This is a genomic window from Sorangium sp. So ce321, from assembly GCF_051530195.1.
Taxonomy (GTDB): Bacteria; Myxococcota_A; Polyangia; order Polyangiales; family Polyangiaceae; genus Sorangium.
In genome coordinates this window covers 12,358,508-12,377,447 of sequence record NZ_CP150329.1, presented here as the reverse complement: position 1 = coordinate 12,377,447, position 18,940 = coordinate 12,358,508, and the positions used below count along the sequence as shown (strand labels likewise).

Sequence of the window (18,940 nt, the reverse complement as noted above, 5' to 3'; positions counted from 1 at the left end):
GCCGCCAGCGCGCGCGCCGTGGATCCGGCGAGGCAGACGAGCCCATCTTCCACGGGGCGCCGCGGACCGAGACAGCGGGCGAGCCCATCTTCCACGACGCACGCCACAGACCGAGACAGCAGGCGAGCCCATCGCGCGCGAGCGCGTTTTCCGGGAGCCGCGCGTGGGTTGCGCGCGAGCCCGCCGCGGTCGTCGTGGCAAAGTGCAGGGATGATGGAACTGCGGCTTTCTCTTCCCGGCGCCGGCGTCGCGGCGGTGGCGGCGCTCGTCGCCGCGCTCGGGTGCTCGGCGGTGGGGGGCTCGCCCTCGCCGGGCGGCGCGGGTGATCAGGGCGCGGCGTCGTCGGGGGCCGGCGGCGAGGACGTCGCCGACCCCTCCGGCGGTCTCGATGGGCCGGGCGCGCCCGGGCCGGGCGGCGGCGGCGCTGGCCCCGTCGCCGACCCGAACGCGGACACCGACGCCGACGGGTTCACGCCCGCGGGCGGCGACTGCAACGATGCGGATGCCAATGTGAACCCCGGCGCGATCGAGGTCGAGGTGACGGAGCCCGACGCGAGCGGCCAGGTGCCTGCGCCGGCGGACGAGGACTGCGACGGCGCGATCGACAACGTGGCGCCTCCCTGCGACGAGGGGCTCTCGCTGGAGGATTTCGATCCGGCGAACGGCGCGAGGGCGATCGACCTGTGCGCCGTCGCGACCCGCGAGGAAAGGCGGTGGGGCGTGCTGTCCGCGAGGTATGTCCGCGGGGACGGCTCGCCGGCGGAGCGGTCGCCCGCGGTCGGCCTCTTCGACGGCTTCGGGCCGAACGTGCACGTGCAGGGCGGCGCGCGCCTGCTCGCGCTCTCGACGGGGAGCGCCCGCCCGCCGGATCACCTCGACGCCTGCTGGTCCGAGAGCTGCTCGAACTACGGCGCTGGCGCCGCGCCGCCCGGCTTCCCCCAGGACAACCCCGACTGCCCTCCTTCCGACTTCATCAACGACGACATCGGCCTCGAGGTCGTCCTGCGCGCGCCGAGCAATGCGACCGGCTACGAGTTCCTCTTCAAGTTCTACACGTATGAATACCCGGAGTGGGTCTGCCAGGACTTCAACGATCAGTTCGTCGCGCTGGCCACGCCGGCGCCGCCGGGGTCGTACAACGGCAATCTCTCGTTCGACGCGGAGGGCAGGCCGGTCAGCGTCAATATCGCCTTCTTCGATGTCTGCGACGGATGTACGCTCGGCTCGGACGAGCTGGTGGGGACCGGGTTCAGCCCGCGCCACGACGGCGGCACCCGGTGGCTGAAGACCCGGGCGCCGGTGCGGGGCGGAGAGGAGATCACGCTCCGGTTCATCCTCTTCGACACCGGGGATGATCGCTTCGACTCCACCGCGCTGATCGACGGGTTCCGCTGGATCGCCACCGGCGGGACCGTGAGCCTGGAGACCGCGCCCGCCGCCGACCCCCGCTGAGCCGCGCGGCGCTCTCGCGTGACGTCGCCCGCGTCGCCCGCGCGCCGGGGGGCGGGCGGGAGGCCCGATGATCGCCCTGCGCTCGCCATCCTACCTGCAGGTCCGACACGCTCCTCCGCAATCGACGTCGAGCTCGCTTCCATTCAGGGTGCCGTCATCGCACGAGGGCTCCTGGCAGACACGCTCCCTGCACACGCCGGACGCGCAGTTCTCCCCGGCGAGGCACCCGTCGCCGGCGGCGCACAGCGGGCACGAGCGGGTGCCGCAGTCGACGCCGGTCTCGAAGCCGTTCGCCACGCCGTCCACGCACGTCGGCGCCTGGCAAACCCCCAGGCGACATACGCCCTCTTTGCAGTCGATGCCCGTCGCGCACGAGCCGCCGAGGCGACAAGGCCTGCACGAACCGCCGCAGTCGGTGTCGGTCTCCCCTTCGCGATCATCCGTGATGCCATTGCTGCAGTGCGGGGGGACACACGTGTCCTCCGTGCAGGTCCAGCCCTCGGGGCACTCGTCGCAACTCCAGATGACGATGGCCCCGCCCTCCCCGCACGAAAGGAAAAAAGGCGCCGTCAGCCCCAATGCAATGACGCGTCGAAGCATGGTGCTCGCTCTTCTTTGTAGTTGATGGCCTGTTGACGTCGACAGTACATCAAGCAACGCCATCGAGGGCGCCGATCTGGCCGTTTGCGCGCGGATTTATAGCATTCCGGAATGCTGTCTCGGATTGCCAAATAATCGACATGGCGAGATCCGCCCGGGCGTGGAGGTCTGGCTCGGACGCGCGGAGAGCGCGCGGCTGGAGATCGGGCGCACGGAGATCGGAGGTGCAGAGTGACGAGAGGAGAGGGGAGCTCATCGACGCGAGATGGCCCGTGGCACCGGCCGTTCTCTACGGATTCAACAGGAGCGCGCCGCGCGGCGCCGCGCGCGGCCGACAGGGCAACTCGGCGCGCTCTCTCGGGAGGGTGATGGTGAAGAGGGGGGCTGTGAGGGCGCCTTGGCTCGGTGGCGAGGCGGCGCTCCGGGGCGCGCGCCGCGGGGGCGCGCCGCGCTCAGGGGCGGGCGGGGGCGCGGCGCGCCGCGACGAAGGAGCGCACGCAGAGGCCGACGTAGCCCGCCGAGAGGATGGCCATCAGGGACTGGGCGATGACGGCCGCGGGGCGCTCCACGTGGCCGCCGGAGAGCAGCGCCGGCAGCCTGGACAGGCCGCGGATCGAGCCGAGGAAGCCGACGACGCCGAGCAGCGCCGACGCGTGCATGACGTGCATGCGGTGCTTCTCCTGCCTCGCGAGCAGGCCGAGCCCGATCGCGACGGCCCCGAAGCCGGCCGGGATGAGCGCGGTCGGCGCGCTCGTCGCCGCGAAGCCGCCGACGCCGAGCGCCGTGAGCAGCGCCCCGTAGCCTATGGTCACATTCGACATGCTCGACATGCAGAGCCTCCTTGTCCGGAGCCCCCGGGATACCGCGGCCGGCGCCCCCCCGCCACCGCGGCCGCCCGCGCCGCGCGTCCGGGCCGCGGTGGGCCGGACGCGCGCCATCGTCACGGGGCCGCGCTCGCCGCCCCGCCCGGCGGGAGATCGCCCGGGCCGCCGCGCTCGCCGGGCGTCCGCGGGCGGAGCGCGATGGCGTGGTTAGATTCCGCCCCCATGCTCGGCCTCTCCCGCCTGCGGGACAGCTTCGCCTACACCCCGCGGACGCTCAAGCTCGTCTGGCGCTCGTCGAGGGCGGCCAGCGTCGCGCTCGGCGCGCTCACGCTGGTGGCGGCGGTGCTGCCGCTCGGCGTGGCGTACGTGGGCAAGACGATCACGGACGCGGTGGTCGCGCGCGACCAGCGCGCCGCGCTCGTGTGGGTCGCGGTGGAGCTCGGCCTCGTGGCCGCGCTCGCGCTCGCGCAGCGCGGCCTCGCGCTGACGCGGCAGCTGCTCGGCGCGCGGCTCTCGATCGACATCCACGCGCTCATCCTCGAGAAGGCGCTCTCGCTCGATCTGGCGCACTTCGAGGACTCCGAGTTCTACGACCAGCTCACCCGCGCGCGCCGCGAGGCGTCGTCGCGCCCCGCGTCCGTGGTGACCGAGAGCTTCTCGCTCGTGCAGAACCTCATCACGCTCGCCGGATACGGCGCGATGCTCGTGGGGTTCAGCGCCTTCGCCGTGCTCGCGCTCTTGCTCGCGGCGATCCCGGCCACGGTCGCGGAGGCGCGCTTCTCGGGCGCGGCGTTCCGCCTCCGGAACTGGCGATCTCCCGAGGCCCGCCGGCTCAATTACCTCGAGTATGTGCTCGCCAACGACGGCCACGCCAAGGAGGTGAAGCTCTTCGGGCTCGGGCCGATGTTCCTCGAGCGGTACAAGGCGCTCGCCGCGTCGTTTTACCGGGAGGACAGCGCCCTCGCGGTCCGCCGCGCCGGGTGGGCTTACGGCCTGTCGCTCCTCGGGACGGCCGCGTTCTACGGCTGTTATGGCGCCATGGCGCTCGGCGCCGCGGCGGGGCGCCTCTCGCTCGGCGCGATGGTGCTTTATGTAGCGGCCTTCCGGCAAGGCCAGCAGGCGTTCCAGGCCGTCCTCGCCGGCATCGGCGGCATGTACGAGCACAACCTCTACATGTCGAATCTCTTCCAGTACCTGAGCATCCCGACCAGCGCGCCAGCCGCGCTCGCGGACGGCGCGCCAGCCGCGCTCGCGGACGGCGCGCCAGCCGCGCTCGCGGACGGCAGCGCGACAGCGCTCTCGCCCAGCGCGTCTGCCGCGCTCTCGGGCTCCGGCGCGAGCGACAGGGGCGTGCGGTTCGAGGGGGTCGGTTACCGGTATCCTGGCCAGTCGCGCTGGGCGCTCCGGGGGATCGATCTCCACATCCCGAGCGGACAGAGCCTGGCGCTCGTCGGGCACAACGGCGCGGGCAAGACGACGTTCATCAAGCTGCTCACGCGGCTCTACGAGCCCACCGAGGGGCGCATCCTGCTCGACGGCAAGGATCTCCGCGCCTGGGATCTCGACGCGCTGCGCCGGAGGATCGGTGTCGTGTTTCAGGATTTCAACCAGTACCAGCTCACGTTGCGCGAGAACGTCGGGCTGGGCAGCCTCGAGCACCTCGCGGACGGGCCGCGCATCGGGCGCGCTGTCTCCGAGGGCGGCGCGGACGAGGTCGTGACCGCGGTGCCGGGGGGGCTCGACGCGCAGCTCGGGCGCTGGTTCAAGGACGGCGTCGAGCTGAGCGGCGGGCAGTGGCAGAAGATCGCGCTCGCGCGCGCCTTCATGCGCGAGCAGGCCGACATCCTCGTGCTCGACGAGCCGACCGCGGCGCTCGACGCCGAGGCCGAGCACGCGGTCTTCCAGCGGTTCCGGTCGCTCTCCAAGGGGCGCACGACGATCGTCATCTCGCACCGCTTCCCGACCGTGCGCATGGCCGACCGCATCCTCGTCCTCGACGGCGGGCGCATCGTCGAGGAGGGCACCCACGACGAGCTCGTCGCGCGCGGCCAGCGCTATGCCCGCATGTTCGCGCTGCAGGCCGAAGGATACCTGTAGCGCCTCCGGCGCGAGCGCGCTGCGCTGTCGGCGGACCCTCGTTGCCCGCACGAGCGCCCGCACGAGCGCCCGCACGAGCGCCCGCACGAGCGCCCGGCGCCGGGCTGCCCTTCCTCTCGCCGGCTCGGGCGGAAGCCGCGTGATGCGCGCGACGCCGTTGCTGCGGCGGCTCGAGCGAGCTCTGCCTGCTAGGCTCGGCGCATGCGCGACACGCTCCCCAAGGAGGTCGGCCAGGCGATCCGCATCCTCCGGCTGCTTCGCGGGCTCAGCATGCAGGAGTTCGCCGAGCGGGCGCAGCTCTCGGCCACGTACCTGCGGCAGGTCGAGCGCGGCGAGCGGGATCTCGGGCTCGGCGCGCTCGGCCTGATCGCCCAGGGGCTCCAGTGCGACGCGCGCCTCCTGCTCCCCGGCGACGGGCGCAGCCCGGTCGCGTCCGTCGTGGCAGAGCTCTTTGACCGTTCCCAGGAGACCCTCCAGAACGCGATCCTCTTCCTGCTCATGGAGCCTGACGATTCACCCAGGAAGCAAGCAATGCTCGCCCTGGCCAGCGAGGATCCCGAGCGCTCGCGTCCGGCGGCACCGCCCAGGTCGCGCCCGCCGGAGCGCGCCGTCTCGGGGCGAGCTCCCCCGTCGTCGAGCCGTCGCTCCGGGAAGTGAGCGCGACGCCTCGCTCGCTCCGTGACCCAGGTCCGCCCTGGCGACGGCTTCCGCGGGCCTTGAACGTCTGTTACGCTCGCAGCCAACCGATGTTCCCCGAGCCGTGTCCGGGGGTGTCATGGACTCGAACCTCGTGCCGGAGGTCCGACGCAGTGAGCAGAATCTTCTGGGCTGATCCAACATCGCAGCGCGCGTCCGCGCATCGCCATTTCTTCTTGTCTCCACGCGCCGGGGCTGGAGCTGCTGTGTCCGGAGTGGGGCTCGCGGCGGGGGGCCCATGGTGATCCTGGGCCAGGAGTTCGCGGGGTACACCATCGTCGCCAGCCTCGACTTGCCCGCTCCGGCCGAGGCCTATCGCGCGCTGGATGCCGACGGCCGCGAGGTGACACTTTATGTCCAGGAGGATATCGAGCTCGACCCCGGCGCGTTCCGCCGTGAGCTCGAGCGGCTCCTTTCGCCGTCTCCGGCGGTGCACGGCATCGTGCCAGTGCTCCGGGGCGGCATGGAGGGCAATGCCGGCTGGCTCGCTGCCCGGCCGAGCGATGATCCCTCGGTGGAGGAGCTCTTGCCCCGGCTCCGCTCCGTCGCGTACGAGCTCGCGCTCGACGTCGCGCGGACGCTGACCGCGGCGCACGCCCTGGGGCTGTCGCACGGGGATCTCGGCCCGCACACGGTGGTGATCTCCGGCCAGGGGGCGGCTGTCGTCAGGGCGTTCGGGCTGCACCGGCTGTTCGGGGCGCCGGCCGACATCGTGGCGGACGCGGCGCGCTACCGGGCGCCGGAGGTGTTCGACGCGCGCGTGATCGATCATCGAACGGACATCTACGGGCTCGGGATGCTGCTGTACTGCGCCCTCGCGGGCCGACGGCCGTTCGAGGGGCGCGACGATCTCGATGTGTGCGCGCTCGACGAGGTGCCCCCGCCGCTCGAGGGCGTACCGCCCCAGGTGAACGAGGCGCTGGCTCGGGCGCTCGCGAAGGATCCCGACGCGCGCTTCCAGACGGTGCAGGAGCTCATGACCGCCGTGCGGCCGCTGCTCCTCGCCGGCTCGGCGGCGCTCGCGGGGGGCGCCCCGCCGCCGCACGAGCCGCCGCCCGACACCGAGCGGAGCGTGCCCGCGCCGGAGTCGCGCAACACGCTGCCCACCGGGACCATCCCTCCCGAGGCCATGCGGCACCCGGTGGTCCAGGTCGCTGCTCAGCGCTGGCGCTACGGCCTCTTCCTGAGGGCCGCGGGCGCGTTGCTGCTCGTCGCGCTGACGAGCGCGGCGGTCGCGGTGCCGCTGAGCTCCTACATCGCCCGGCGCGGGGCGCCGCCCCCGCCGCCCGTCGAACCTCCGGTGTACGTAAGTAATCTGGATCACAATACCGAGGCGGCGCCACCGGTGCAGTGCGAGCCGGGCGTCCACGAGACGGTGCATCCTGCTGTCGAAAGGCCCGTTCTGCGGTCCCGGGCGGCGCCCCGTCCGGCGCCGGCGTCGCTGGCCACGACCCCGGCCGTGGAGGCCGGTGGAAGCGCCCGGCAGCGCTGGTACGGCGACCAGCTCTTCTGAGGCACCTTCGCAGGCCGCCCGCAATCTCGCGGCGGGGTCCGTGGGCCGCAGGCCGCAACCTGGGTGCGCCCGCCGCAACCTGGGTGGCAAACGACACCCCGGCGGATTGGGGCCGCCGGGGCGTCCGCATCGCAGGCCTCGTGCCGGAGGCCTGGACGCATGGCTAGCCTACTAAAGCATTCCGTCGATCGATCTTAATTTCTCGCGACGTCGACCATTTTCTCCACTCTTCGGCGTGCTCCCCTCGTCCGCCTGTGTGCGCAGGGTCGGACCGTGGTTGAGCGCGACACCCCGGTTGGGCGCGCCGACGCGCCGCTCAACCCCGTCATGGATCGCGCGGGCGAGAGCCCCCGGCGGCAAGGCGAGCGGGGGCGCTGGGCTGCGAGCCGACGCACGCGGCAGCGCCGCCCGTCGCCGTGCCCCCTCAGCCAGCGTGCCCGCTCAGCGGAGCTCGTTGCCCGGCAGCGGCTGGAACACGTTCGCGCGGTACCACCGGAGCTCCTCGATCGACTCGCGGATGTCGTCGAGCGCGCGGTGGATCTCGCGCTTCTTCGGCGCGGAGCGCCCCGGGTACCAGCGGCGGACGAGCTCCTTGAGCGTGGAGACATCCACGATGCGGTAATGCAGGAAGGAGAGGAGATCCGGCATGTAGCGCTGCAGGAAGGCACGGTCCTTCCACACGGAGTTGCCGCACAGCACGGCCATGCCCTCGTCGCAGTGCGCCTCCAGGAACGCGCGCGTCTCGGACTCCGCGTCGCCGACGGAGAGCGTGGAGGCGCGGATGCGCGCGAGGAGACCCGACCGGGCGTGGAGATCGCGGACGAAGTCGCTCATCCCAGCGAGCACCTCCTCCGGCTGATGGATGACGAGGCACGGCCCCTCCGCGACGACGGTCAGATCCGGCTCCGTGACGATGGTCGCGATCTCCACGATCGCGCACGTGCTCTCGTCGAGCCCCGTCATCTCCAGATCGACCCACACCATCCGCTGCGACCGGTCCGTCATCGGCGGCGAGCATAGCCGATCCGCGGTGGCTCGGGTCCACCTGGACCTGCCCGCGAGCAGGCTGCCCCGGGAACGGGTCGTGTGCTAAGGACGGGCCGGACACCAGGGGTCGGGAGGCTGTCATGCGTGACGTTTTCATCGTGGATGCCGTTCGCACGCCGCGCGGGCGCGGCAAGGCAGGCAAGGGAGCCCTCTCGGGCGTGCACCCCCAGGAGCTCCTCGCGCAGACGCTCAACCGCCTCGCCGAGAAGACCGGGATCCGCAAAGAGGACGTGGAGGACGTGGTCGTCGGGTGCGTGACCCAGGCCAGCGAGCAGGGGGCGTGCATCGCGCGCACCGCGATCCTCGCGGCGGACTGGCCGGACGTCGTGACCGGCGTGACCGTCAACCGCTTCTGCGGCTCGGGCGCGCAGGCGGTCAATTTCGCGGCGATGGGGGTCATGTCGGGCCAGCAGGAGCTCGCCATCGGCGGGGGCGTCGAGAGCATGTCGCGCGTGCCGATGGGCTCGGACGGCGCGCCCCTCGACGGGAACAACCTCGCGCTCCGCCAGAAGCTGGCGATGGTGCCGCAGGGCATCTCGGCGGACCTCATCGCGACGATCGAGGGCTTCTCGCGCGAGGACGTCGACCGCTTCGCCCTGGCGAGCCAGCAGAAGGCCGAGCGGGCCGCGCGCGAGGGGCGCTTCGCGAAGAGCCTGTTCACGGTCGTCGATCTCGACGGCAAGCCGCTGCTCGACAGGGACGAGCACCCGCGGGCCGGGGCGACGATGGAAGCCCTCGCGAAGCTCGAGCCGGCGTTCACCGGCCTCGGAACGACCCCGATGGGCCCCGCCGGCGAGACGGTCGACGAGCTGGCGCTCGTGCGGTACCCGCAGGTGAAGGCGATCCAGCACGTCCACACCGCGGGCAACTCGAGCGGCATCGTGGACGGGGCCGCGGTGGTGCTGCTCGCGTCGGGCGACTACGTGAAGGCGCACGGGCTCAAGCCGCGGGCGAAGATCCGCGCCGCGGCGACGATCGGGGCGGAGCCGGTGATCATGCTGACGGCCCCGGCGCCCGCGTCGGAGCGGGCGCTCAAGAAGGCGGGGATGCAGGCGCGCGACATCGATCTCTGGGAGATCAACGAGGCGTTCGCGGCGGTGCCGCTGCAGACCGCGCGCAAGCTCGACATCGATCTCGACCGCGTCAACGTGAACGGCGGGGCGATCGCCCTCGGGCACCCGCTCGGCGCGACCGGGGCCTGCCTGATCGGCACGGCGCTCGACGAGCTCGAGCGCGCCGACAAGGCGACCGCGCTGATCACGCTGTGCATCGGCGGAGGGATGGGCGTGGCGACCATCGTCGAGCGGGTGTGAGCCGCGCCGGCGCCGTGATGGGGGTGCCCGACGAGCCTGAGAGCTCCGCTCATGAGCACCCGCGCGGGCACGGCGCTCGGCACGGCGAGCGGCACGATCACGGCCACCACGGTCATGACCACGATCACGAACACGGTCACGACCACGGCGACCCAGGGCATCACGACCACGACCACCGGCGCGCGCCGCTCCGCCGGCTGATCGCGGCCTTCGCGCTCACCGCGTCGTTCCTGCTCGTCGAGGCGGCGGTCGGGTGGTGGTCGAAGAGCCTCGCGCTGCTCGCCGACGCGGGCCACATGCTCGCGGACGCCGCGGCGCTCGGGCTCGCGATCATCGCGCAGCGCATCGCGGCGCAGGCGCGGACGCGCGCGCGGACGTACGGCTTCCGGCGCGCCGAGGTGCTCGCGGCGTTCGCCAACGGCATCGCGCTGGCGCTGACGGCGATCTGGATCTTCATCGAGGCGGCCCGCCGTTGGCACGAGCCGCAGGCGGTGCACGCCGAGGCGCTGGCGATCACCGCGGCGCTGGGGCTGCTCGTGAACGTGGCCTCGGCGCTGCTGCTCTCGACCGGCGAGCGCGGGCACAACATCAACACGCGGGCCGCGCTGGCGCACGTGCTGTCGGACGCGCTCGGCTCGGTGGGCGCCATGGCGGCGGGCGTGCTCATCCTCGCCTTCGGCTGGACGCGGGCCGACCCGGTGATCAGCGCGGCCATCGGCGGGCTCGTGCTCTGGGGCGGCTGGCGGCTCGTGCGCGACACGTCCCGCGTGCTGATGGAGGGCAGCCCGATCGAGATCGACCTCGTCGACGTCGAGGACACGATCCGGAGCGTGCCCGGCGTGGTCGACTTCCACGACCTGCACGTCTGGTCGATCTCCGACGGCTTCAACGTGCTCACGGTGCACGTGGTGCTCGCGAAGGGGCACCACGGGACGGACGTCGCCGCGGCCGTGAGCCGCCGGCTGCGCGAGCAGCACGCGCTGACCCACTGCACGATCCAGCCGGAGCCGCTCCAGGAAGAGCACCTCGTGACGCTCAGGCGTCCGGGCGCCCGGGCGCCGCGCGGGGAGGGGCCCGCGAGCGACAGGGGCGGCGCGTAGCCGGGCGGCGGCCCGGCCGGCCCGTCAGAGCTCTCGCAGCAGCGCCTCCGCCGCCTCGGCGGGGGACTCCCCGCGCTCGTCGACGGCGACGTTGAGCTCCCGCATCCGCTCCGCGCCGATCTTGCCCTCGAGCCCCCGCAGCGCCTCGATCACCTCCGGGTGCTCCCGCGCGAGCCGCGCGCTGGCGAGGACGACGGCGTCGTAGGGCGGTATCGCCCGCCGGTCGTCCTCGAGCACGCGCAGATCGAACGACACGATCCTCCCGTCCGTCGAGAACGCGCTGATGACGTCCACCTCGCCCGCCCTCACGGCCTCGTACATGAGCGACGGGTCCATGCTGCGCTGCCTCGCGAACGCGATCCCGTACCGCTGCTCGACCGTCTTCCACTCGGCGCGCTGGAAGAACTCGTAGTCTCCTCCGATCGACAGCGAGCGCGCCGAGGGCACGAGATCGCTGATGGTGCGCGCGCCGAGCCGCTCCGCGAGCTCGCGCCGCAGCGCGAGCGCGTAGGTGTTCTCGAAGCCCAGCGCGGCGGCGACCACGATCCCGTGCTCCTCGAGCAGGTACTGCGTCACCCCCCGGAGCACCTCGCCCCGGTCGGCCGGCAGGTCGCTCCGCTTCATCACCGTCGCCCAGAGCGTCCCGGAGTAGTCCACGTACGCGTCGATCTGGCCCGTCCTCAGCGCGTCGAACGCCACCGTCGACCCCAGCGACTCCACCGCCTCGGTCGGCAGCCCCGTGTCCCGCTGGATCTTCCCCGCGAGGATGCGGCTCAGGATGTACTGCTCGGTGAACGTCTTGGAGCCGATGGCGATCTTCCGCGCGCCGCCCCCGAGCGCCTCCCGCGCGAAGCCCGCCGCGGCGACCGCGTAGAGCAGGGCGAACGCGCCGATCGCCGCCGCCACGAGGCCCCGGCGGCGCTGGCGGAGCCCGATCTCCAGCGCCCTCACCGTGCCGTCGAGGACGAGCGCCAGCGCCGCCGCCGCCGCGCACCCGACGAGCACGGCCGTCGTGTTGCGCGTCTGCAGCCCGCTGAAGATGTAGTTGCCGAGGCTCTCCGCGCCGATGGGGGTCGAGAGCGTCGCGGTCCCCACCGTCCACACGGTCGCCGTCCTGACGCCGGCGACGATCACGGGCATGGCGAGCGGCAGCTCCACGCGCCGGAGCCGCTGGCCCGGCGTCATGCCGACGCCCTCGGCCGCCTCGATCAGGGCCGGGTCGACGGTGGAGATGCCGACCACCGTGTTCCTGAGGACCGGGAGCACGCTGTAGAGCACGAGCCCGAGGAGCGCCGGCACGTAGCCGATGCTCGCGGCGCCGACCGCGGCGAGCGCGGGCACCATGAACGCGAGCAGCGCCAGGCTGGGGATGGTCTGGATGACGCCCGCGGCGGCGAGCACCGGCTGCTCGAGCCGGCGCACGCGGGAGACGAGGACGCCGAGCGGCACGCTGATGCCCGTCCCGATGAGGAGCGCGACGAGCGTGAGCTCGAGGTGCGCGAGGAGGCGCCCGGGGAGCAGGGCGAGCTGCTCGTTCACGGCGCGCTCGCCCCCCCGGCGAGCAGCGCGTCGATGAGCCCCGCCTGCCGCCTGGGCGTCCCGATGAGCTGCGCCACGTACTCGTCCGCGGGCGCGGTCATGAGCTCCCGCGGCGTCCCGACCTGCGCGAGCCGGCCGCCCTGCATCACCGCGATGCGGTCGCCGAGCAGCAGGGCCTCGACCATGTCGTGGGTCACGAAGATCGCTGTCAGCCCGAGCCGGCGCCGGATCGAGAGGAACGACTGCTGGAGCCGGTCGCGCGTCAGCGGATCGAGCGCCCCGAACGGCTCGTCGAGGAGCATCACCCTGGGCTCGGCGGCGAGCGCGCGCGCCACGCCGACCCGCTGCTGCTGCCCGCCCGAGAGCTCCGCGGGGCGGCGATCGCGCACCGCCGCCGGGTCGAGCTCGCAGAGCTCGAGGAGCGCGTCGACGCGCGCGCGGATGCGCGCCGCGTCCCAGCCGAGCAGCGACGGCGTGACGCCGATGTTCTCCGCCACGGTGAGGTGCGGGAACAGGCCGAGCCGCTGGAACACATAGCCGATGCGCCGGCGCAGCGCGTGCGGCGGCTCGCCGGTGATGTCCTGCCCGCCGATCCGGATGGCGCCCGACGTCGGCTCGATGAGGCGGTTCACCATCTTGAGCGTGGTCGTCTTGCCCGAGCCCGACCCGCCGAGCAGGACGAGGAGCTCGCCTTCCTCGACGCGCAGCGAGACAGCGTCGACCGCGACAGCGTCGGCGTAGCGCTTCGTGACCTTGTCGAGCTCGATCATGAGGGCTCCCCGGACGCGCCGCAGGGCGCCGCCCGCGGCGCGGGTACGGCGGCGCCCTCCATCACACCCCGCACCCGACGTTGCCGCGCTGGAGCCCCGCGAGGCGCGCGTCGTCGAGTGCCTCGGCCTCGGCGAGGAGCCACCGGAACATCGCGTTCGCGATCGCCCGCTCCTTGCGCGTGTTGAACAGCCAGACGGCGGCGTGGCACACGTCGGAGTGGAACTTGGGGAACGCGAGGCGGCGGAACTCCGTGCCCACGAGCTCCGCCGCGGCCTCGTACTGCGCGCGGAGCGACGTCCACTCGCGCCACTCCGCGAGCGCCGGGAGCTCGCGCTTCTCGTCGACGCGGCGGCGGAGGGCGTCGCACGCGAGCTCCACCTCGGAAAGGAGCTCGTCCCGGAGGCGCCGGCGCGTGCGGCCGATCGTCGCGCCGAGGTCGTCCCACTCCGCGAGCGGCACGCGCGCCGCGCGCAGCGTCGCCGCGAGGTCCTCCTCGACCGCGCGCGCGAGCGGGCCGAGCGCCGCCTGCGCGCCCGAGGCGCCGAGCGACAGCGCCCGCTCGCGGAGCTCGGCCTGCGCGCGCTCGTCGTCGAGCGCCGCGTCCCACGCGCCGCCCAGCCGCCTGAGATCGTCGCCCGAGACCCTGCCGCGGGGCCGGAGCAGCAGCGTCGCGTGGAGCAGCACCGCGCGGCTCCACAGGTCGCCCTCGGCGATCTTCGCGGCGCACGGCTCGGGCTCATCCGGCTCCGGGCGCGGCGCGCCGTCGCCCGCGGCCAGGGCGCGGCGCACGAGCGGGAGCGTGGCGCGCCGGCGGGGCGCGGCGAGCCAGCGGAGCCAGAGCTCGACCGCGCCCGGCGCGGGCACCTCGCCGAGCAGCCGCGCGGCGACGGCGCCGAGCAGCGAGAGCTCGCGGCCGCCACCTTCCCGCGCGCGCTCGAGCACGGCCTTCCAGTCGCCGCGCGAGGCTGCCTCGGCGGCGAGCCAGCCCGCGGCGATGCGGCGGGCTTCGCGCGGGCAAGCGCGCTCGTCCATGCCGGCGACGCTCTCGAAGAGCGCCCGCGCGCCCTCCACGTCGCCGCGGTACGCCGCGAGCATGGCGCCGGCGGCGACGCCCGCGCCGCGGAGCGGCACCTGGAGCGCCGCGTCCGGCGCGGGAGCCACCCCACCGCGCTCGCCGCCACCGCGCTCGAGCCGCTCGCTGATCCACGCCTCCGCCGCGGGGTCCGGCCTCCGCGCCCGGCAGAGCGCCCACGCGGCCGCGAGCGCCGCGCCGCCGTGCCGGTCGGCGCGCCAGGTCCAGTTCGAGAGCAGCGCGACGTAGTAGGCGGCCCGCGGCAACCCCAGCGGAACGAGCGCGTGGCGAGCGAGGCGGCAGGGCGCGACGAGGAGCACGAGCGGCGCGAGCAGCAGCGCGCACCAGAGCTGACCTGCGGCGAGGCCGAACACGAGGACGATCGTCATCGGAGCGATGACGATCGCCGCCGCGACGCGCCAGGTGCCCGCGCCGAGCAAGCTCGGGCGCGGCGGCGCCCCGGGCGAGGCCCTCCGCGCGGCCACCTCGCAGATCGTCCGCACGACGATCGCGAGGACGAGGAGGACGCCCCAGTTCATCGCGACCTCCAGCCGAGCGCCGACAGCGCCTCCGGCCACGGCGCGCGCGGATCCTCTCCGGGCGGCTCCGGCGCCGGGAGCTCGCCGAGGTCGTCGTCGAGCTCGTCCTTCGGCGGGGGTCTCGGGTCGAGCCGCGCCCAGACCTCGTGCGCGAGCCGCCGCTCCGGGTCCCGCAGGGCCGCCATGGCCTGGCGCACCTTGTCGGCCGTGCGGACCCCGGGGCCGACCGGCGTCGCGTAGGTCGCGGCGCTCGCGAGCTTGAGCTCGAGCATCCCGAGCAGCTTCTGCCCCTCGCGCTCGACCTCCGCGCGGCTCGCGCTCGGGCGCAGGCCGAGCACGTAGAAGGGGTTATCGCGGATGCGGCCGAGCGCGCCGTCCATCACCGCACCCCCGACTCGTGGCCGAGCCTGCGCTTCTGCGCGTCGACCGGCAGGAGGCGCCAGATCTCCTCGGTGATCGCCCTGAGCGCCGTCGTGTCGCCGCGCTCCGCCGCGCTGCGCCCGTCGCGCACGAGCTTCTGCGCGCGGACCAGATCCGAGGCCTGGTGCGCCTCGGAGGCGGCCTCCTCGAACATCCACGCCCACGCCTTCGGGTGCCGCTGGAACGCCGCGCTGCTCAGGTTGCGGACGAGGCGGAGCTGCCGCTGCAGCTCGAGCTGGTTCTTCTCGGCGCGCGCCCGCGCCACCCCCTGCGCGGCCTCCTCGAGGAGCGCCTTCTCGGTGGCCGAGCCGAGCTGCGAGATCCACACCGACGCGTTCGCGACGGCGGCCTGCGCCTCGGCCTCGAGCTCTGGCCAGCGCTTGTCGGCCTCGGCCTGCTCGAGCAGGACGTCGAGCTCGAGCAGCGCGCGCCGCGCCTTCTGCCCGGCGTCGGCGTCGCCGCCGCGCGCCGCGGCCACGTCGCGCTCCACCTCGACGAGCGCGCACTCGACGTAGGTGACCTTGCCGAGCGCGTGCGGCGCGTTCCTGCGCAGGGCGCTCTCGCGCACCGAGGTGAGCCGCTCGCGCATGGCGGCGAGCGAGGCGTCGAGCACCTCGGGCGCCGCCTCGGGGACGAGGAGATGCGCGACGCGCTCGAACACGAGCGCCTGCGACGGGATCAGCGCGCGCGCCGAGAGGTGCCCGCCCCGGTCGAGCTCCAGCGTGAGCTCGATGGCCGAGCCCGCGGGCAGGGTCGCGGTGAGCCCGCTCCCGTCGATCTCGAGCGTGCCGACCACGCGGCAGAGGTGGGCGACGTCGAGCTCGCCCTGCACGATCGGGATCTTGAGCACGCACGCGCTCGACCCCTTCGGGACGCTCTCCACGCTGTGGTGCACGAACGTCCGCCGGGCCGGCAGCGGCGCGCCGCGCTCGAAGTAGACCCGCACGGTGTTGTCCGCGAGCGCGACCCCGATCGTGCGCGACAGCGGCGGATCGCTGATCGTGAGCCCCTGGACGATGGTGATCGCCTGCGGGTGCACCGGCACCCTCGCGCCGCCGGCCGAGGTCGCCTCGACGCGGAAGACGTTCGGCCGCCGCGGGAGCAGGTCCACGGTGACCACGAACGCCCCTTCGGCGTCGAGCGGGGCGTCGGCGCTCGTCCAGCCGTCGCCTTCCCGCGCGAGCCGGATCCGCTCGGGCGCGGCCCCTGGCCCCTCCACGACGCGGCCCACGACGTGCGGCGTGAGGTCGCTCGACATGGCCGGATACTGGAGCCAGAGCCGGCGGCCCTCCTCCTTGGACCGCGCGCTCGAGGAGGCCCGCGCGTCGAGGCCGGCCGTGGCCGCGTAGATCGCGGCCCCTTGCGCGACGAGGGTCATCGGATCGAGCCCCTCGCCGAACGGGACGCCGAGCGCGTCCCGCACGCGCGCCCGGAGCGCCGGCATCACCGTCGGGCCGCCGACCAGCACGACGCGCGCGAGCTGCGACGCGTCGAGGCCGTGCGCGGTGAGCAGCCGGCGGCAGACCTCGATCGAGCGGTCGATGATCGGCGCGCAGAGCGCCTCGAGCGTCGACCTCTGCAGGACCAGGTCGACGTCGACCGGCTTGCCGTCCACCTCGAACGCGGCGGGGAGCGCGAGCGCCGCTTCCTCGGCGCGGGTGAGCTCGATCTTGATGTCCTCGACGGCGAGCTTGAGCTTGCGGAGCGCGGCGGCGTGCCGCGGGTCGGCGCGGCTCACGGTGACGCCCTGGGCGCGCGCGATCTCGGCGAGCGCCCAGTCGACGATGGCCCAGTCGAAGTCGCGCCCGCCGAGGAAGTTGTCGCCGTCGTGCCCGACGACGCGGAGCAGCCCGTCACGCGTCTCGAGCAGCGACACGTCGAAGGTCCCGCCGCCGAGGTCGTAGACGAGCCAGCTGCCCGTGGACTCCTCGGCCGTCCAGCCGGCCGCGAGCGCCGAGGCCACCGGCTCCTGGATCAGCTCGACGCGCTCGAAGCCGGCGCGCCGCGCCGCCTCCGAGGTCGCCGAGCTCTGGGGCAGCTCGAAGAGCGCGGGCACGGAGATCACCGCGGCGGCCGGCAGGGCCCCGAGGTGCTCGGCCACGTCGGCGCGCAGCGAGCGGAGCACCTCGGCGGCGAGCTCCTCGGGCTTCTTCGTCACCTTCGCCGCCGCGAACTCGATCGGCTGGGCTGTCCCCATCAGCCGCTTGAACTCCGCGCGGGTGTTCTGCGGATCGCTCTCGAGGAACCGGCGCGCGCGCGCGCCGACCGTGATCGTCCCGCGCGCGTCGATCCGCACCACGCTCGGGGTGAGCGTCGCGCCCTGGGAGTTCCTGACAAGGGTGACCTTCTCGCCGTCAAAGGCGGCCGCGGTCGAGTTGGTGGTGCCGAGGTCGATGCCGACGTAAAGCGGGCGTGCAGCCATCGCGTGGAAGAATACACGCGCGGAACGGCGGCCGCCCGGACGAGCCCACAGAAGGCCCGGCGGCCGCGAACAGCGGCCGATCGTGAGGCCCCGGGCGCCTGCTCGCCGAGGGTGTGCGCAGGAGCTCGAATTGCGCCCGCGAGGAGGAGGACGCCTGCGTCCGTGGGGAGGACGCGCCTGCGCCCGTTGGGGAGGACCGCCCGCGCCCGTGAGGACGCCGAGCGCCGGCTCGCGGAGGCGATGGCCGAGCTCGAGCGGCTCCGGCGAGCGTATCGGCGGCGCCTGCCGCCCGTCGTCCGCGATCACCCCGCGAACAGCTGCGTCACCCAGACCCGCCCGCTCGGGTCGCGCACCACCGCCACGCCGGCCCTGCCGTAGCGCCGGTCGAGCAGGTTGCCCCGGTGCGACGGGCTCGCCCAGATCGCGCGGTGCGCGCCCTCGGTCGTGCTCGAGCTGGCCACGTTCTCCCCCGCGATCGTGGCCTTGTAGCCGACCGCCTTGAGGCGCACCGCCGGGTCGCCCGAGCCCACGTCGTGCCCCACCATCTTCGCCTTGATCATCTCCTCGGAGTGCGCCCGCGCCAGCGCGCTGAGCGCCGCGTCGCGCGCGAGCGCCGGCACGTCCTCCGACGCCCGCGCGGCGTTCATCATCCGCAGCATCGCGTCCTCGTCGTCCTTCGCCCCCTTGGCGGCCTCCTCCCCCGGCGCCGTCGCGCGGACGTACCGTCCCGGCGGCGCGCTCCCCGCGAAGATCATCGCCTCCAGCACGGGCCTCGGCCCGGTCGACACAGTGGCCAGCACCTGCACCAGCCAGCTCCCCGGCTGGTCGACCGCGAAGCTCGAGCGGAGCCGCGCGCCCGACAGCGAGCTCACCACCGTCTTGGGCGCGCCCCGCGGCCCCAGCAGCACCACCTTCGCCGCGCTCGCGGGGACCCGCATCGTCCCCTCGAGGGTCACCCACTGCCCCACCCGCGCGGTCGTCGGCAGCGGCGACATGTCCGCGAGCGCGTCCACCCCGACCGCGGCCACGATCACCGTCCCGTCCGGCTTCTTCGCCTGGGCCACCCCACACCGCCGCACCCCGAGGGTGGGCCATCCCGACACCCACCCGTCGAGCCGTGCCCCGATCTCCGTCGGCCCGAGCCCCCGGCCGGAGATGGACCAGCCCCGCGGCCAGGCGTGCGGCGCGCCCGCGGCGCGCAGGGTGAAGGCGAGCTCGTCGGGAGGCATGATCTCCCCTCCCTGGAGCTGCCGCTCGACGTTGCGCCGGGCGACGGCGGCGAGCGCCGCGTCCGCGCTCCCGCAGTGCGCCCCGAGCGCGGCGACCTCCGGCGCGACCGCCGCGGCCGGCTGCGGCGATCGCGTGGTGGCCTCCCACGTGAGCGCCGGCGGCTCCGCTGCTGCCGCCCCGGCGAGGGTGAGCGCCGCGCCAGATGCCCCAGTGGCCCACCACGACCGCATTCGCCTCGGCTAGCAGGTTTCCCGGCCGCACGCTCATTTTCGCCCGCCCCCGGCCGCGCCGACGTGCGCCTACTC

Annotated in this window: 15 protein-coding genes; 6 read left to right on the top strand and 9 right to left on the bottom strand. The window is 74.0% G+C overall.

The annotated features are described in order from the left end of the window. Positions 1 to 210: 210 nt before the first annotated feature. Positions 211 to 1,452 (top strand): choice-of-anchor L domain-containing protein, encoded by a 1,242-nt coding sequence (locus WME89_RS45915; protein WP_438005870.1) that lies wholly within the window; start codon positions 211 to 213, stop codon positions 1,450 to 1,452. Between the two features lie 90 nt (positions 1,453 to 1,542). Here WME89_RS45915 and WME89_RS45910 read toward each other — a convergent pair whose 3' ends face one another. Both WME89_RS45910 and WME89_RS45905 read right to left on the bottom strand, forming a co-directional pair. Further along, positions 1,543 to 2,052: a hypothetical protein gene (locus tag WME89_RS45910; RefSeq protein ID WP_437621160.1), complete on the bottom strand. Its 510-nt coding sequence runs from the start codon at positions 2,050 to 2,052 to the stop codon at positions 1,543 to 1,545. Between the two features lie 452 nt (positions 2,053 to 2,504). Beyond that, positions 2,505 to 2,882, bottom strand: coding sequence for a hypothetical protein (locus WME89_RS45905; protein WP_437621159.1), 378 nt, complete (start codon positions 2,880 to 2,882; stop codon positions 2,505 to 2,507). A gap of 216 nt (positions 2,883 to 3,098) precedes the next feature. Between WME89_RS45905 and WME89_RS45900 the strand changes: the two genes are divergently transcribed. The 3 genes from WME89_RS45900 to WME89_RS45890 all read left to right on the top strand — a co-directional run bounded on the left by WME89_RS45900 (position 3,099) and on the right by WME89_RS45890 (position 7,182). Next, the gene (locus tag WME89_RS45900; protein ID WP_438005869.1) at positions 3,099 to 4,973 is read left to right on the top strand and encodes an ABC transporter ATP-binding protein; all 1,875 of its coding nucleotides are present in this window, start codon (positions 3,099 to 3,101) and stop codon (positions 4,971 to 4,973) included. 201 nt (positions 4,974 to 5,174) lie between these two features. Beyond that, a complete protein-coding gene (locus tag WME89_RS45895) occupies positions 5,175 to 5,630 on the top strand; it encodes a helix-turn-helix domain-containing protein (RefSeq protein WP_438005868.1) in 456 nt (151 codons plus the stop codon). Positions 5,631 to 5,907: 277 nt separating this feature from the next. Beyond that, complete coding sequence (locus tag WME89_RS45890) at positions 5,908 to 7,182, top strand: serine/threonine protein kinase (protein WP_438005867.1); 1,275 nt, start codon at positions 5,908 to 5,910, stop codon at positions 7,180 to 7,182. Positions 7,183 to 7,623: 441 nt separating this feature from the next. Here the strand turns inward: WME89_RS45890 and orn are convergent, their stop codons facing one another. Beyond that, positions 7,624 to 8,187 carry an oligoribonuclease gene (orn, locus tag WME89_RS45885; RefSeq protein WP_438005866.1) on the bottom strand — a complete coding sequence of 188 codons (564 nt, stop codon included), beginning with the start codon at positions 8,185 to 8,187 and terminating at the stop codon, positions 7,624 to 7,626. 122 nt (positions 8,188 to 8,309) lie between these two features. On the opposite strand from orn, the gene WME89_RS45880 reads away from it, so the two are divergent. Then, complete coding sequence (locus WME89_RS45880; protein WP_438005865.1) at positions 8,310 to 9,542, top strand: acetyl-CoA C-acetyltransferase; 1,233 nt, start codon at positions 8,310 to 8,312, stop codon at positions 9,540 to 9,542. Further along, positions 9,539 to 10,642, top strand: a complete 1,104-nt coding sequence (locus WME89_RS45875) for a cation diffusion facilitator family transporter (RefSeq protein WP_438005864.1) — start codon at positions 9,539 to 9,541, stop codon at positions 10,640 to 10,642. The genes WME89_RS45880 and WME89_RS45875 overlap by 4 nt, the downstream gene beginning before the upstream one ends. A 24-nt stretch (positions 10,643 to 10,666) precedes the next feature. On the opposite strand, the gene WME89_RS45870 is transcribed toward WME89_RS45875, so the two are convergent. The 6 genes from WME89_RS45870 to WME89_RS45845 all read right to left on the bottom strand — a co-directional run bounded on the left by WME89_RS45870 (position 10,667) and on the right by WME89_RS45845 (position 18,865). Further along, positions 10,667 to 12,181 (bottom strand): glycine betaine ABC transporter substrate-binding protein, encoded by a 1,515-nt coding sequence (locus tag WME89_RS45870; RefSeq protein WP_438005863.1) that lies wholly within the window; start codon positions 12,179 to 12,181, stop codon positions 10,667 to 10,669. Further along, the gene (locus tag WME89_RS45865) at positions 12,178 to 12,951 is read right to left on the bottom strand and encodes an ABC transporter ATP-binding protein (protein ID WP_438005862.1); all 774 of its coding nucleotides are present in this window, start codon (positions 12,949 to 12,951) and stop codon (positions 12,178 to 12,180) included. The genes WME89_RS45870 and WME89_RS45865 overlap by 4 nt, the downstream gene beginning before the upstream one ends. Before the next feature lie 61 nt (positions 12,952 to 13,012). Continuing rightward, positions 13,013 to 14,563 (bottom strand): hypothetical protein, encoded by a 1,551-nt coding sequence (locus WME89_RS45860; RefSeq protein WP_438005861.1) that lies wholly within the window; start codon positions 14,561 to 14,563, stop codon positions 13,013 to 13,015. Beyond that, positions 14,560 to 14,946, bottom strand: a complete 387-nt coding sequence (locus WME89_RS45855; RefSeq protein ID WP_437657581.1) for a hypothetical protein — start codon at positions 14,944 to 14,946, stop codon at positions 14,560 to 14,562. The genes WME89_RS45860 and WME89_RS45855 overlap by 4 nt, the downstream gene beginning before the upstream one ends. Beyond that, on the bottom strand, positions 14,943 to 17,405 hold the full coding sequence (locus WME89_RS45850; RefSeq protein ID WP_438005860.1) for an Hsp70 family protein: 2,463 nt from the start codon (positions 17,403 to 17,405) through the stop codon (positions 14,943 to 14,945). The genes WME89_RS45855 and WME89_RS45850 overlap by 4 nt, the downstream gene beginning before the upstream one ends. A 302-nt stretch (positions 17,406 to 17,707) precedes the next feature. Beyond that, positions 17,708 to 18,865, bottom strand: a complete 1,158-nt coding sequence (locus tag WME89_RS45845) for a CAP domain-containing protein (RefSeq protein WP_438005859.1) — start codon at positions 18,863 to 18,865, stop codon at positions 17,708 to 17,710. Positions 18,866 to 18,940 lie beyond the last annotated feature (75 nt).

What these genes read in the sequence shown, in the direction of transcription:
- WME89_RS45915 (WP_438005870.1), top strand. Translation starts at nt 211, where the DNA reads ATGATGGAACTGCGGCTTTCTCTTCCCGGCGCCGGCGTCGCGGCGGTG.
- WME89_RS45910 (WP_437621160.1), bottom strand. Translation starts at nt 2,052, where the DNA reads ATGCTTCGACGCGTCATTGCATTGGGGCTGACGGCGCCTTTTTTCCTT.
- WME89_RS45905 (WP_437621159.1), bottom strand. Translation starts at nt 2,882, where the DNA reads ATGTCGAGCATGTCGAATGTGACCATAGGCTACGGGGCGCTGCTCACG.
- WME89_RS45900 (WP_438005869.1), top strand. Translation starts at nt 3,099, where the DNA reads ATGCTCGGCCTCTCCCGCCTGCGGGACAGCTTCGCCTACACCCCGCGG.
- WME89_RS45895 (WP_438005868.1), top strand. Translation starts at nt 5,175, where the DNA reads ATGCGCGACACGCTCCCCAAGGAGGTCGGCCAGGCGATCCGCATCCTC.
- WME89_RS45890 (WP_438005867.1), top strand. Translation starts at nt 5,908, where the DNA reads ATGGTGATCCTGGGCCAGGAGTTCGCGGGGTACACCATCGTCGCCAGC.
- orn (WP_438005866.1), bottom strand. Translation starts at nt 8,187, where the DNA reads ATGACGGACCGGTCGCAGCGGATGGTGTGGGTCGATCTGGAGATGACG.
- WME89_RS45880 (WP_438005865.1), top strand. Translation starts at nt 8,310, where the DNA reads ATGCGTGACGTTTTCATCGTGGATGCCGTTCGCACGCCGCGCGGGCGC.
- WME89_RS45865 (WP_438005862.1), bottom strand. Translation starts at nt 12,951, where the DNA reads ATGATCGAGCTCGACAAGGTCACGAAGCGCTACGCCGACGCTGTCGCG.
- WME89_RS45860 (WP_438005861.1), bottom strand. Translation starts at nt 14,563, where the DNA reads ATGAACTGGGGCGTCCTCCTCGTCCTCGCGATCGTCGTGCGGACGATC.
- WME89_RS45850 (WP_438005860.1), bottom strand. Translation starts at nt 17,405, where the DNA reads ATGGCTGCACGCCCGCTTTACGTCGGCATCGACCTCGGCACCACCAAC.
- WME89_RS45845 (WP_438005859.1), bottom strand. Translation starts at nt 18,865, where the DNA reads ATGCGGTCGTGGTGGGCCACTGGGGCATCTGGCGCGGCGCTCACCCTC.